Source organism: Oerskovia sp. PE-21s, assembly GCF_056158145.1.
The window spans coordinates 222,255-235,448 of the sequence record NZ_JBUXJM010000004.1 but is presented as its reverse complement, the minus strand read 5'-3'; the positions used below and the strand labels follow the sequence as shown (position 1 = coordinate 235,448).

12 protein-coding genes are annotated in these 13,194 nt (G+C 73.3%); 7 read left to right on the top strand and 5 right to left on the bottom strand.

The features are described 5' to 3' along the window. Positions 1-85: 85 nt before the first annotated feature. Positions 86-895, bottom strand: coding sequence for a GAP family protein (locus ACZDYF_RS09650; RefSeq protein WP_475055932.1), 810 nt, complete (start codon positions 893-895; stop codon positions 86-88). Between the two features lie 127 nt (positions 896-1,022). On the opposite strand from ACZDYF_RS09650, the gene ACZDYF_RS09645 reads away from it, so the two are divergent. Both ACZDYF_RS09645 and ACZDYF_RS09640 read left to right on the top strand, forming a co-directional pair. Next, entirely contained in the window at positions 1,023-2,480 is a 1,458-nt protein-coding gene (locus ACZDYF_RS09645) for a sensor histidine kinase (RefSeq protein WP_475055931.1), read from the top strand. Beyond that, complete coding sequence (locus ACZDYF_RS09640) at positions 2,477-3,163, top strand: response regulator (RefSeq protein ID WP_475055929.1); 687 nt, start codon at positions 2,477-2,479, stop codon at positions 3,161-3,163. The genes ACZDYF_RS09645 and ACZDYF_RS09640 overlap by 4 nt, the downstream gene beginning before the upstream one ends. Before the next feature lie 96 nt (positions 3,164-3,259). Here the strand turns inward: ACZDYF_RS09640 and ACZDYF_RS09635 are convergent, their stop codons facing one another. From ACZDYF_RS09635 to ACZDYF_RS09625, 3 genes are all read right to left on the bottom strand, one after another. After that, positions 3,260-4,747, bottom strand: a complete 1,488-nt coding sequence (locus ACZDYF_RS09635; RefSeq protein ID WP_475055927.1) for a sugar porter family MFS transporter — start codon at positions 4,745-4,747, stop codon at positions 3,260-3,262. A gap of 284 nt (positions 4,748-5,031) precedes the next feature. Then, the gene (locus ACZDYF_RS09630) at positions 5,032-6,393 is read right to left on the bottom strand and encodes an MFS transporter (RefSeq protein ID WP_475055923.1); all 1,362 of its coding nucleotides are present in this window, start codon (positions 6,391-6,393) and stop codon (positions 5,032-5,034) included. Positions 6,394-6,521: 128 nt separating this feature from the next. Continuing rightward, on the bottom strand, positions 6,522-7,208 hold the full coding sequence (locus ACZDYF_RS09625) for a FadR/GntR family transcriptional regulator (RefSeq protein ID WP_475055921.1): 687 nt from the start codon (positions 7,206-7,208) through the stop codon (positions 6,522-6,524). Between the two features lie 130 nt (positions 7,209-7,338). On the opposite strand from ACZDYF_RS09625, the gene ACZDYF_RS09620 reads away from it, so the two are divergent. Continuing rightward, complete coding sequence (locus ACZDYF_RS09620) at positions 7,339-7,959, top strand: gluconokinase (protein ID WP_475055918.1); 621 nt, start codon at positions 7,339-7,341, stop codon at positions 7,957-7,959. After that, on the top strand, positions 7,956-9,368 hold the full coding sequence (locus tag ACZDYF_RS09615) for a GntT/GntP/DsdX family permease (protein ID WP_364074687.1): 1,413 nt from the start codon (positions 7,956-7,958) through the stop codon (positions 9,366-9,368). The genes ACZDYF_RS09620 and ACZDYF_RS09615 overlap by 4 nt, the downstream gene beginning before the upstream one ends. Positions 9,369-9,563: 195 nt before the next feature. Here the strand turns inward: ACZDYF_RS09615 and ACZDYF_RS09610 are convergent, their stop codons facing one another. After that, on the bottom strand, positions 9,564-10,682 hold the full coding sequence (locus ACZDYF_RS09610) for a VIT1/CCC1 transporter family protein (protein WP_475055914.1): 1,119 nt from the start codon (positions 10,680-10,682) through the stop codon (positions 9,564-9,566). Between the two features lie 123 nt (positions 10,683-10,805). Here ACZDYF_RS09610 and ACZDYF_RS09605 point away from each other — a divergent pair, with 123 nt between their 5' ends. The 3 genes from ACZDYF_RS09605 (at position 10,806) to ACZDYF_RS09595 (ending at position 13,103) form a co-directional block, all read left to right on the top strand. Next, positions 10,806-11,183: an FKBP-type peptidyl-prolyl cis-trans isomerase gene (locus ACZDYF_RS09605; protein WP_030151190.1), complete on the top strand. Its 378-nt coding sequence runs from the start codon at positions 10,806-10,808 to the stop codon at positions 11,181-11,183. A gap of 219 nt (positions 11,184-11,402) precedes the next feature. Further along, positions 11,403-11,996, top strand: a complete 594-nt coding sequence (locus ACZDYF_RS09600; protein WP_204807094.1) for a ribonuclease H family protein — start codon at positions 11,403-11,405, stop codon at positions 11,994-11,996. Positions 11,997-12,134: 138 nt separating this feature from the next. After that, a complete protein-coding gene (locus ACZDYF_RS09595) occupies positions 12,135-13,103 on the top strand; it encodes a DNA-3-methyladenine glycosylase family protein (protein WP_475055911.1) in 969 nt (322 codons plus the stop codon). Positions 13,104-13,194: the final 91 nt, after the last annotated feature.

Sequence of the window (13,194 nt, the reverse complement as noted above, 5' to 3'; positions counted from 1 at the left end):
GCGGGCCGCAGGGGTCGGCCGTCTTCCCCGACCATGAGGCCTGGCTCGGCCCTCGCGCAAGCGCCGTTGCCGTTCCGGCAAACGTCTACCCCATCCAGCCGAGCCACACCACGGCGTCCCGCGCGAGCAGGAACCCGACGATCCCCACGACCCACGCCGTGGTCGACGCCGCGTTCCTCGTCATCCACGCGTTGAGCCGCTCGAGCAGCGGCCCCACCTGGCGGGCCGCGAGGACCCGGCCCGCCAGGAGCACCAGCGCGGGCAGCACCATGACGACGCAGTACGCCGCCAGGACGACCGCCGTCACAGGCCACCCCAGGTCCGCGCGCGTCATCATCCCGATCGCCGCGAGGTACGGCAGCATCGACGCGAGCTCGATCGCCGCGGCCGCGAGCGCCAGCCCCACGAGGGCCGTCACGGAACCGGTGCGCGGTGCGGTCGCCACACCCGAGTGAGCGTCGGGCGCAGGGCGCGCGACGCCGTCGGGCAGAGGCGTGCTGCCCGACGGCGCCGCTCCCGTCTCGTCCGACGCCCCCATCGCGCGGGCCCGCCACCGCAGCACGCGGCCCTGACCGTTCGACGCCCCCTTGGACCGCCGGTCGAGGCGGAAGCTGTACGCGACGAGCGTGACTCCCACGAGGAGCTCGACGATCCGGGGGGGCCGCGTCTCGAAGAGCTCGCCGAACCCGTCGGCCAAGGCCCCCGCGCCGAGCGCGATGACGACCCCGACCACGAGGTAGAACCCGACGATCGTGCCGAGGTAGACGAGCAGGCGCGCGACGCGGACCCGGCCCGGGGTCATGAGCAGCCAGACGGGGATGAGCAGCGTCCCGAAGCTCGTCGAGTCGACGAGCGCCAGGACGACGAGCGCGCCGAGGAGGGGCAGGAGTTCCATGCCGCAAGGCTCGTGCAGGACGGGGGGCGGCGTCGTCGGGCGGACGAGTGATCCTCGGGCCGGCGGGCGCCGCGCCGTACATCGTTCGGGCGATCCCCGGGCCGGGTAGCTGTGCTGAGATGGGGGCGTGCCCGACCCCCTGCCTGCGGCCGCCGACGCCGAGGCCCCGACCGCGCGCGCCGACACCGCGGCGCCGAGCCACACCTCGCGCGTGCGGCGCGTCGTGCGCCGGATCGACGCCGGGTTCCGTGACGACGGTCCGGCCGGTGACCCCTACGGGGCGGTCGGCACGTTCCTCATCGGGGTCGCGCTGCTCGCAGTCGGGGTGGTCTCGGTCTGGTCCGTGTCGGCGTTCGTCCAGCCCGCCAACCGGTGGTGGCACGTCGTACCCCTCGCGGTCGGCTGCCTGATCCTGCTCGCCAAGCGCCGGCACACCGCGCTCGCCCTCGTGGGTGGCACCCTCGTGGTCGTCGCCGACCTCCTGATCGGCGGCAGCCTCAGCATCCTCCTGGTCCTGTGGGAGCTGCTGTTCGCGTGCGGGCTCTACGGGAGCAAGCGGCTGCGGACGGTCGTCAACGTCGTCGTGTCGGTGCTCGCCGTCGCGGCCGCGGTGGCCACTGGCGAGTACTTCCGGGACGTGCAGGGCTTCGCCCTCGGGGGCATCCAGGCGGCGGCGATCATCGCGACGCCCCTGTGGTGGGCTGCGAACGTGCGGCAGAAGACCGATCTCGCGGTCCTGTCCGCCGAGCGGGCCGACCTCGAGGCACAGCGCGCCGCCGACCTGGAGCAGATCGCCGAGCTCGGTCAGCACGAGGCCGTGCGGGCCGAGCGCGCGGCCATGGCGCGCGACCTGCACGACGTCATCGCGTCGCACCTGTCGGCCATCGCGATCCACTCGGGGGCCGCGCTCGCGTCCCCTCCCGACGCGGTCAAGGACCGGGCGGCGCTCGAGCTCGTGCGGTCGAGCAGCATCACGTCGCTCGAGGAGATGCGGGCCATGATCCTGCTGCTGCGCTCGGACCTGACGCGCGACGGCCTCACGTCGACGGTCGGTCCGGCCGACCCCGCGACCCGTGACGCACCGCACGGCACTGTGCTCGCGGGCGAGGCCGTCGCGGCCCCCGCGCGCCTCGCCCGGCTCGACGACGTGCTGTCGTCCGCGCGCGCCCAGGGCCTCACGGTCGAGGTCGAGGACCCCGGCGACGTCCGGTCGGTGCACCTGCCCTCGGCTCTCGACCAGGCTGCGCACCGGATCGTGCAGGAGGCGCTGACGAACGCCGCCAAGCATGCCCCGGGCTGCCGGGTGCGGGTTCTGCTCGGGCTGGCCGAGCCGCCCGAGCAGGTCCTCGCGGTCGAGGTCACGAGCACGCTGACCGCCCGCCCCGGGCCGCTGGCACCGAGCCTGAGCGCCCGCACCGGTCTCCTCACGATGCGCGAACGCGCCGAGGCGCTCGGCGGCACGTTCCGGGCGGGCCCGTCCGACGCGGGCGGCTCGTGGACCGTGCGGGCCGAGCTGCCGCTGTGCGGCCCGCCCCCGCCCCCGTCCTCCGCCGCCCGCCACGACTCCCCCGGAGCCCCTGCATGATCCGCGTCCTGCTCGCCGACGACCACGCCGCCATCCGCGCCGGGCTGCGCTTCCTGCTCGACTCCGCGCCGGACGTCGAGGTCGTGGGCGAGGCCTCCGACGGCGCCGCCGCGATCACCAACGCCCGCGCCCTGCGCCCCGAGGTCGTCCTCATGGACCTGCGCATGCCCGGCGTCGACGGCATCGAGGCGACGCGCACGATCGTCGCCGAGCGCCTCGCCGAGGTCCTCGTCCTCACGACGTTCGACCTCGACGAGTACGTCGACGAGGCCCTGCGCGCGGGGGCCGCGGGATTCCTGCTCAAGACCGCTGAGCCCGCCGCTCTCATCGACGCGGTCCGCCGCGTCGCGGCCGGGGACGGCGTCCTCGCACCGGAGGTCACGCGACGCCTCCTCGCGGCGTTCGCGTCCGCCCCGAGGCCCGACGGCGCCGCTCACCTCCCGGGGGGAGCGGCGCCGTCGGGCACGGGGACGCCGGGCGACCCGCGGCTGTCCGACCTGACCCCGCGCGAGACCGACGTGCTCGCGGCCCTGGGCCGCGGGCTGTCCAACCAGGGCATCGCCGACGCGCTCGTCATCAGCGAGGCCACCGCGAAGACCCACGTGTCGCGCGTGCTCGCCAAGCTCCAGGTCACGACCCGCATGCAGGCCGCGATCGTCGCCCGCGACACAGGACTCGCATAACGCGCGCCCCCCGTCCCGCCGAGAAGTGAGCAGATGCCCCTGAACCGTGGGGATCAGGGGCATCTGCTCACTTCTCGGCAGGGACGAGACGGCGCGTCAGGCCGACTCGACGATGTGCCCGCGCTTGATGACGAAGTCGTCGCGCATGTCCTCGAGCTCCTTGCCGCGCGTCTCGGGGATCTTGTAGAAGACGAAGAACAGCGACAGCAGCGCGAAGAACGCGTAGAACGCGTACGCGAAGCTCAGGCCGATGTCGGCCAGCACGGGGAACGTCGTCGAGATCGCGAAGTTCGCGACCCACTGCGCGGCGGCAGCGACCGCGAGCGCGCTCGCGCGGATGCGGTTGGGGAACATCTCCCCCAGCAGCACCCAGACGACCGGCCCCCACGACGCCCCGAAGAACACCACGAACGCGTTGGCCGCGATGAGCGCGACCGTGGCCCAGGCGCCGTCGAGCGAGGCCGTGGACGTGCCGTCGGAGGCCGTGGTCATCGTGGCCTGCGTGAACGCGATGGCCATCATGCCGAGCGAGACGAACATGCCCGTCGACCCCGCGAGGAGCAGGATGCGGCGGCCGATCCGGTCGATCAGGAGGATCGCCACGATCGTCACGACGATGTTCGTGACCGACGTGATGACAGAGGTCAGGAGCGCGTCGTCCTCGGAGAACCCGACCGACCGCCACAGCGTCGTCGAGTAGTAGAAGATCACGTTGATGCCGACGAACTGCTGGAAGACCGAGAGCAGGATGCCGACCCAGACGATCGGCTTGAGCCCCAGGCGCTTGCCCCGCAGGTCCTTGATCGACGCCTTCGTGTCCGACTTGAGAGAGTTCTCGATGTCCGCGATCTTGTGGTCGACGTCCTGGACCCCCGTGAACTCGCGCAGGACCTCGGCTGCCTTCTTCGTCTCGCCCTTCGCCACCAGGTAGCGCGGCGACTCCGGGATGCGGAGCGCGAACAGGCCGTACGCGACCGCCGGGACCGCGGCCGCCATGAACATCCAGCGCCACGCCTCCTGGCCCAGCCACAGCACGTTCGACGCGCCGCCCGCGGCCCCCGCCAGCGCGGCGTCCGTGAGGAGCGAGGCGAAGATGCCGGTCACGATCGCGAGCTGCTGCAGCGAGCCGAGCCGCCCGCGGATGCGCGCCGGGGAGACCTCGGCGATGTACGCGGGCGCGATGACCGACGCGGCACCGATACCCAGGCCACCGACCACGCGCCAGATGATGAGGTCCCAGACCGCGAACGCCAGGCCGGAACCGAACGCCGACACCAGGAACAGCGCCGACGCGATGAGCATGACCTTGATGCGGCCGATCTTGTTCGCGACCGGCCCCGCGAACCAGGCACCGACCGCACACCCGATGAGCGCCGACGAGACCGTGAAGCCGGTGATCGCCGCGTTGAGCTCGAACGTCTCGGACAGCGAGTCGACGGCCCCGTTGATCACCGCCGTGTCGAACCCGAACAGGAAGCCACCCAGTGCGGCGGCCAGGCTGATCCCGACGACCTTCTTGTTCAGCCGCTTGGCCCTGGCCTGGGCCTGTGCGTCCCCAGCCGCTCCCGCGTCGTTGCTGGTCATGACGACCCCCTCCGTGTCAGGTTGTCCTTTGACGATAGTGAGGAGAGGGCGTGGTCGCGCGGTGAGCGACCGTGGTGAGGGTCACGCAGCAGGTCACGTGCGGCGTCGGAGGGTCGACGTCGCCCCCATCACGCCGAGAGTGCAGTACGGGCTGTCTCTCAGCGCGCGGGACCGCCCGAGCTGCACGCTCGGTGAGCGGACCCACGCGTCCGGCGCGACGTCGTCGGGCACATGGGGACTCGGGGACACGGGCGCACCGGCGAGAGAGGCGAACCGGACCCGCTCTACGGCTCGGGGTGCAGCGCGTCGTACCGCAGGAAGCGCGGCTGCGCGCGCAGGATGAGCCACACCACGACGATGCAGGCCAGGCCTCCCGCGACCGCGGCCCACGCCTCCCCGAACCAGCTCGCCTGCGCACCGAGCACGACCTCGCCCAGGCGCGGGCCGCCCGCGACGACCACGATGAAGACGCCTTGGAGGCGGCCGCGCATGTCGTCGGGGGTCGCGGTCTGCAGGATCGTCTGGCGGAAGACCGCGCTCACGGCGTCGGAGGCCCCCGCGAGGGCGAGCGCGACACACGCCGCGACGAGCCCGCCGACGAGCACCTGCGAGGGTTCAGTCCGCCCGACGACGAGGAGCACCGCGCCGAACGCCGCGATCGACAGGCCCCACGCCGTGATGGCCCACGCGATGACGAGCCCTTGCCAGCGCACGCGCGACAGGGCACCGGAGAACACCCCGGCGAGCACCGCACCGACCGCGAAGGCCGCGCTCAGGACGCCCGTCGTGGTCTCGCCGCCGCCGATGAACAGGACGCCGACCGCGGGCAGCAGCACGCGTGGGAACGCGAGGATCATCGCGGCGAGGTCGACCAGGAAGGTCGTGCGGACGTTGGGCCGGGTCGCGAGGTAGCGCAGGCCGTCGACCACCGAGCTGATGCCGACGACCTTGCGGCGGGGCGCCGCCCCATCCCCCGCAGGGTTGTCAGGACCACCGTGGCCCGGAGTGCTCGCTGGTTCCGACACGTCGCTCGTGAGGACCGGCGGGATCGACGGCAACCGCCACACGGCCCACAGCGCCGCCGCGAACAGCACCGCGTCGATCGTGTACGCGATCCCGTACCCCCACAGCGCCACGAGGAACGCCCCGAGCAGCGGACCGACGGTCAGCGCGATGCTCCACGAGATCGTCTGGAGGGCGTTCGCGGCGGGCAGCAGCCGGGGCTCGACCAGGCGCGGGATGATCGCCGAGCGTGCGGGGTTGTTGATCGCGAACGCCGCGGACTGGAGCGCGACGAGCCCGTACAGGACCCCGACCGACCCGACGTCGAGCCACGCCTGGAGCGCGAGCAGCCCGGTGACGACCCACAGCGCCCACGACGCGAGGAGTGCGACCTTGCGGCGGTCGTACGCGTCGACGAGCGCGCCCCCGTACAGGCCGAGCACCACGAGGGGCACGAGCGCGAAGATCCCGAGCACGCCGACCGCGAGCGTCGAGCCCGTGAGCGCGTAGACCTGCAGGCCCACGGCGACGACCGTGAGCTGGGAACCGAGGTTGGAGATCCCGAGCCCCCACCACAGCCGGCGGAAGGGCGGGGAGACGCGGAGCGGGGTCGTGTCGGCAAGGATGCCGTCGAGGCGGGGCACGACCGACGAGGCTACCTCGCACCGGCCAGAAAACCGTCTCCCGGGGCGACCGTCTCAGGAGGTGGTTCCTCCGCGCGCGGTGCCCGACGCCGTCGGGCCGTCCGCGCGACGGCCCGCGGTCGCCCGGCTCACTCCGCGAGCGCCGCTCGGACCTCGCCCACGAGCGCCGCCATGGCGCGCTCGGCCTCGACGGGGTCTCCCGCCGCGACGGCGCGGGCGACGGCCTCGTGCTCGTCGAGCGCCTCGGCGACGGGCGCCTGCGGCATGAGGCCCAGGTGCGTGCGCCCGGCGAGGACCTCGCCGACTACCCCGGTGAGCGCCGCGAACATCTCGTTGCCGCACGAGCGCAGGAGCAGGGCGTGCAGGCGGATGTCGAGCTGGAGGAACTCCTCGAGGCGCCCGGCCTCGCCGAGCTCGCGCATGCGCGCGGCGAGCTCGACGGCCTCGGTGCGGGCCTCGGGGGTCGCGTGCCGGGCGGCGCCGGCCGCGGCGAGGGGTTCGACGGCGCAGCGCAGCTCCGTGAGCGACCTGAGCTGGGCGTCGCGGCCGGGTCCGGCGAGGCGCCAGCGGATGATGCGGGCGTCGTAGACGTTCCAGTCCTGCTCGGGGAGGACGACGAGGCCGATGCGTCGGCCCGAGCGCACGAGGCCGAGCGCTTCGAGCTGGCGCATGGTCTCGCGGGTCACCGTGCGGGAGACGCCGAACTCGGTGCCGATCCCGTCGAGGGTCAGCGTGCTGCCCGCGGGGAGGTGACCTGCGGTGATGCGCTGACCGAGGACGTCGGTCACCGAGCTGTGGAGCACCGTCGCGGACATGGGTCGAGCCTACGGCGTCCACCATTGGTCACACCATTGTTTGCCAAAGGTGATACCAATCATGCATGCTCGAACAGCGGCCGCAGAGGTCCGCGCACGACGCAGCAGTCGACAGGCCAAGGAACCCCTCATGGACACAGACGTCAGCCCCGCCCCGACACCGGGGAGCGAGACCGAACCCGTGCACCTCGTCATCATGGGCGTCGCAGGATCGGGCAAGACCACGGTCGCGACCCTGATCGCCGAGCGCACGCACCGCCCCTACGCCGAGGCCGACGAGTTCCACCCGCAGGCCAACATCGACAAGATGAGCGCGGGCACCCCGCTCACCGACGAGGACCGCTGGCCCTGGCTCCGGGCGATGCGCGACTGGCTCGACCAGCAGGCCGCCGAGGGCGACTCCGCCGTCGTGACCTGCTCGGCGCTCAAGCGCACCTACCGCGACCTGCTCCGCACGGCCCACGGCCGCGTGCGGTTCGTGCACCTCACCGGGAGCCCCGAGCTCCTCGAGGAGCGCATGACCCACCGCAGCGGGCACTTCATGCCGGCGTCGCTCCTGCCGTCCCAGCTCGCGACGCTCGAACCCCTCGCGGACGACGAGGACGGGATCACGCTCGACGTCGGCACCCCGCCCGAGGAGCTCGTCGACCGGATCCTCGCGACCAGCGCCCTGCCCCACCCCACGATCCCCCGCTCGCCCCGCCACCTGGCGGGCGACCCCCGCACCGACACCGACACCGAGGAGCGATGATGCTCACCCTCGCCTCGCACCCGCTCGCCGCGGGCGCCCTGCGCGCAGCCACCGAGACCCCCACGACCGACGCCGGGACGGCCCAGCTGATCCTCGCGGCGGTCGTCGGCATCGCGACGATCATCGTCCTGATCGTGTGGCTCAAGCTCCACCCGTTCCTGTCCCTCATGATCGGCTCGGCGGTCCTCGCGATCGTCGCGGGCATCGACTTCGTGAGCGCGTTCGTGAGCTTCTCGGCCGGGCTCGGCTCGACCGTCGCGGGGGTCGGCGTCCTCATCGCGCTCGGCGCGATCATCGGCAAGATGCTCATCGACTCGGGCGGCGCCGACCAGATCGTCGACACGATCCTCGCGCGCACGCCCGTGCAACGTCTGCCGTGGGCCATGGCGCTCATCGCGTTCGTGATCGGGATCCCGCTGTTCTTCGAGGTCGGCGTCGTCCTGCTCATCCCCGTCGTGATGATGGTGGCCCGCCGGTCCAAGGTCTCCCCGATCCTCGTCGGCATCCCGGCCCTCGCTGGCCTCTCGGCGCTGCACGGCCTCGTGCCCCCGCACCCCGGCCCGCTGCTCGCGATCGATGCCCTCGGCGCCAACCTCGGCCTGACGCTCGGGCTCGGCCTCCTCGTCGCGGTCCCGACCGTGATCGTCGCCGGGCCGCTGCTCGCCAAGCCGCTCGCCGTGTGGGTCAAGCTGCCCCCTCCCACGACCGTCCTGGGTGTGTCCGAGCGTGACCAGGACGCCCCGCGCCCGAGCTTCGCGGTCGCCGTCACCGTGGTCCTGCTGCCCGTGATCCTCATGCTGGCCCGGACCGTCGTCGAGACGACCGGCACCCTCGACACGCCCGTCGGCAAGGGGCTCGAGTTCATCGGGACCCCGCTCGTCGCGCTGCTCATCACCTCGCTCGTGTCGCTCGTCGCGTTCGGCAGCGCGATGGGCCGCACGCGCGACGAGATCAGCACGCTCGTCGACAAGTCCTTCGCCCCGATCGCGGGCATCCTGCTCATCGTGGGTGCGGGCGGCGGGTTCAAGCAGACGCTCGTCGACTCGGGCGTGGGCGACGTCATCGCGAGCGGCATCTCCGACGCGAACCTCTCGCCGCTCCTCGCGGGCTGGCTCGTCGCGGCGCTCATCCGCGTGGCGACCGGGTCCGCGACGGTCGCGACCATCACGGCCGCCGGGATCATGGCCCCGCTCGCCGTGGGCCTCGAGCCCACGCATGCCGCGCTGCTCGTCCTCGCGATCGGCGCGGGATCGGTGTTCCTGTCCCACGTCAACGACGCCGGCTTCTGGCTCATCAAGGAGTACTTCGGCATGACCGTGGGCCAGACGTTCAAGACGTGGTCCGTCATGGAGTGCGTGCTGTCCGTCGTGGCGCTGGTCGTGATCCTGCTGCTGGGCCTGGTCGTCTAGCGCTGAGGCCCGGGCCACCAGCCACCAGGAAGGTGCACTTCTGCGGAGCGGCAACAATCGTTGCCGCTCCGCAGAAGCACGACCCTCCGGGAGATCGCCTCGGCCGCACGCGCCCGCCCGGCACCGCGCGTGCCGGCACCGCCCGGGCGAGCCGCCGCCAGCAGGGCGCGCTCCGCCGTCGGGCCCCGGAAACGACTACGCGACCGTCGCCCCGAAGACCAGGCCCAGCGCGTACGTCGCGGCTGCCGCGCCGAAGCCGATCGCGAGCTGGCGCAGCGCCCGCTTGATCGGCGAGGCACCCGACAGCAGCCCGACCGTGGCGCCCGTCCCGAGCAGCGCGAGCCCCACGAGTCCGCTCCCGACGAGCACCGCGACCCCGCCCTGGAGGCCGAACAGGTAGGGCAGCACGGGGATGAGCGCGCCCGACGCGAAGAACAGGAACGAGGACACCGCGGCGCCCATCGCAGAGCCGTGCGTCTCGAACTCGTCCCCCTCCACCGCCGGCGCGATCACGGTCGCGGCCGTGTACGTCGACAGGACCTCGCCCGCGTGCTTCTCGGCCTCGTCGGGCGCGAGGCCACGCGCCCGGTAGACGAGCGCGAGCTCGTTGGCGTCGACGTCGAGGTGCGGCAGGGCCGCGGACGCCAGCGGCGAAGGCGTCGACGCGTCGAGCAGCTCGCGCTGCGAGCGGACCGAGACGTACTCGCCCGCGCCCATCGACAGCGCACCCGCGAGCAGGCCTGCGAGGCCCGACAGCAGCACGGTCGCGTTCGACGCACCCGACGCCCCGATCCCGAGGATCAGCGCGAGGTTGGACACCAGGCCGTCGTTCGCGCCGAACACCGCGGCCCGGAACGTCCCCGACATGCGCATGCGCCCGCGCGTCGCGAGGCCGCGCACGACCTCCTCGTGGATGCGCTCGTCGGCCGCCATCGTGGCGGTCGCGTCGACGTCGGTCTCGTACGACGACCGCGCCTCGGCCCGCTGCGCGAGCGCGAGCACGAACACCCCGCCGAACCGGCGCGCGAACAGCCCGAGGGACCGCGTGCGCCAGTCGCCGCGCAGCGGCTTGCCGACGTCGTCGCCGAGCAGCGCGAGCCAGTGGTCCTCGTGCCGCTTCTCGGCGTCGGCGAGCGCCAGCAGGATCTCCTTCTCCTCGCCGCTGCGACGCGAGGCGAGGTCGCGGTACGTCGCGGCCTCGGCGCGCTCGTCGGCCAGGTAGCGGCGCCAGCGGCGGATGTCCTGAGGGGTCCGACGGCGGTCCGCACCAGCGTCTGCGGGCACGCCGGAGGTCGGGGTGGCGGGGGGAGTCATGCGCTCATCATGGCAAGAAAAGGCCCCCCGTGGGTTTCGGGATCCCCAACTTTTCCGCACGGTTCTGCGGTTCTCGGGAGTTCCGACAGCCCGCGCGGCGGTGCGGCGTGGTTGGATCGGAACATGTCCGAGAACACCGAACGCACCCGTCCTGAGGTCGATGCCCCCGAGGGCCCGGCCCCCACCGAGCTCGAGGTCACCGACCTGATCGTCGGCGACGGCGCCGAGGCGCAGCCCGGCTCGACCGTCAACGTCCACTACCTGGGCGTCGAGTACGACTCCGGCGAGGAGTTCGACTCGTCCTGGAGCCGCGGCCAGTCCATCAACTTCCCGCTGCGCAGCCTCATCGCCGGCTGGCAGCAGGGCATCCCGGGGATGAAGGTCGGCGGGCGCCGCAAGCTCGTCTGCCCCCCGGAGCTCGCCTACGGTCCGGCCGGTGGTGGCCACCGCCTGTCCGGCAAGACGCTCGTCTTCGTGATCGACCTGCTCGGCGTCAGCTGACCACGGCCTGATCCTGCGGCGCCCCCGCTCCCCCGGTTCGCGGCGGGGAGCGGGGGCGCTGTGCGTGGACCGGCCCGGGGCTGTCAGAACCAGCGTGAGGTCTGGGTCACGCTCGCTCCGACATCACCCGCGGGCGCGCGAGCCGCGGTCCTCGGGCCTCGGAAAGTCGGGGACAATGGGCCCGACGGACTTCCGACTCCGATGAGCGAGGACGCACAAGTGATCACTGTCAGCACCGACGGCTCGTGCCTGGTCAACCCGGGTGGAGCGATCGGTTGGGCGTGGATCAACCACGACGGAACCTTCGACTCCGGCGGCGCAGCCTCCGGGACGAACCAGATCGCGGAGCTCATGGCTCTGCTGGAAGCGGTACGCGCCCACCCCAGCGCCGAGCCGCTCCTCATCGAGTCCGACTCCCAGTACGCCATCAAGTGCGCGTCGGAGTGGCTCGAAGGATGGAAGCGCAAGGGCTGGCGGACCGCCGGCGGCAGCCCCGTGAAGAACCTCGAGCTCGTGCAGGGCATCGAGGCCGCGATCACGGCCCGCCCCGGACCGGTGCGTTTCCGGTGGGTGCGCGGGCACGTCGGCAACCACTTCAACGAGCGGGCCGACCAGCTCGCGGGGCTCGCGGCCCAGGACTGGGCTGCGGGGCGTGGCGAGGAGCGGGCGACGCTCGCGGGGACGGACGACCTCGTGGCCGCGCCTGCGGCGAAGCGCCCGGCAGCGGCTGCTCGCCCCGCGGCCAAGGTCGGGGCCACCGCTGCGAGCCGCGCCGCCGCCGAGGCGTGGACCGAGTCGACGCTCTTCGACTGACCCTCGCGAGCTGCCGAGAACGGGTCTGAGGTCGCCACCGCGTCGGTGGCGACCTCAAACCCGTTCTGGACCCACCCGCCGAGCCCGGTCGGTTCACGAGCGCCCAGGACGCCCAGGCTCCGGTGCGACACTGGGGCGATGACCGCGTCCCCCCTCTCCGCCCCGGCCTTCGCAGGGCCTGGGGCTGCCGACGCGGTCCCCCTCGCACTGCGCTCCGAGCGCCCGCTCGACCTGCGGTCGACGCTCGCGAAGCTCGCGCGCGGCCCCTACGACCCCACGTTCCGCGTCGTGCCGGGCGGCCCGCACGCCGGGACCTGGCGCACGAGCCTCTTCCCCACCGGCCCCGTGACCTACCGGCTGGTGCAGGCGGGGGCGCGCGACGTCGTCGGGCAGGCGTGGGGGCCTGGGGCAGGCGAGCTCGCCGCGTCGCTCCCGTCGCTCCTCGGCGAGCCCGACGACGCAGCCTCCTTCGCCCCTCCCGCTCGCCTCCGCGACGCGCACCGCCGCCACCCCGGGCTGCGTGTCCCCCGCACCGGGCGGGTGCTCGAGGCCCTGGTGCCTGCCGTCCTGGAGCAGAAGGTGCAGGTCGTGACCGCGCACCACGCGTGGCGCTGGTTGCTCGCTCGCTACGGGACGCCCGCGCCGGGGCCCGCGCCCGACGGCATGCGCGTGGTGCCCGACGCCCGGACCTGGGCCACGATTCCCACGTGGGACTGGCACCGCGCGGGCGTCGACCCGCGGCGGGCGCGGACCGTCGTCGAGTGCGCGCGGGTCGCCCGGCGGCTCGAGGAGTGCGCGGTGATGGACCCGGCCGCGGCGCAGGCGCGGTTGCAGCTCGTGCCCGGGGTCGGGGTGTGGACGGCCGCGGAGGTGGCGCAGCGGGCGCTCGGGGACGCGGACGCGGTGTCGGTCGGGGACTTCCACCTGGCCAAGGCCGTCGGGTGGGCGCTGACCGGCGAACGGACCGACGACGCCGGGATGCTGGCGCTGCTCGCGCCCTACGCGCCGCACCGGTACCGGGTCGTGCGGCTGCTCGAGGTGTCGGGCCTGGGGCACGCGCCGCGGCGCGGTCCGAGGCTCTCGATCCAGGACCACCGGGGGAACTGAGCGGGTCGGGGTCGGGTGGTCGACGAGCCGACCCTCCGGCCCTTCACCGCCGACCATGCGGTGGGCGTCGGTCGACCGTGCGGCTGAGATC

Bases quoted from the DNA above. Each gene is read 5' to 3' on its own strand.
- ACZDYF_RS09605 (WP_030151190.1), top strand. From the start codon at position 10,806: ATGTCCGAGAACACCGAACGCACCCGTCCTGAGGTCGATGCCCCCGAG.
- ACZDYF_RS09610 (WP_475055914.1), bottom strand. From the start codon at position 10,682: ATGACTCCCCCCGCCACCCCGACCTCCGGCGTGCCCGCAGACGCTGGT.
- ACZDYF_RS09620 (WP_475055918.1), top strand. From the start codon at position 7,339: ATGGACACAGACGTCAGCCCCGCCCCGACACCGGGGAGCGAGACCGAA.
- ACZDYF_RS09640 (WP_475055929.1), top strand. From the start codon at position 2,477: ATGATCCGCGTCCTGCTCGCCGACGACCACGCCGCCATCCGCGCCGGG.
- ACZDYF_RS09615 (WP_364074687.1), top strand. From the start codon at position 7,956: ATGATGCTCACCCTCGCCTCGCACCCGCTCGCCGCGGGCGCCCTGCGC.
- ACZDYF_RS09635 (WP_475055927.1), bottom strand. From the start codon at position 4,747: ATGACCAGCAACGACGCGGGAGCGGCTGGGGACGCACAGGCCCAGGCC.
- ACZDYF_RS09595 (WP_475055911.1), top strand. From the start codon at position 12,135: ATGACCGCGTCCCCCCTCTCCGCCCCGGCCTTCGCAGGGCCTGGGGCT.
- ACZDYF_RS09625 (WP_475055921.1), bottom strand. From the start codon at position 7,208: ATGTCCGCGACGGTGCTCCACAGCTCGGTGACCGACGTCCTCGGTCAG.
- ACZDYF_RS09650 (WP_475055932.1), bottom strand. From the start codon at position 895: ATGGAACTCCTGCCCCTCCTCGGCGCGCTCGTCGTCCTGGCGCTCGTC.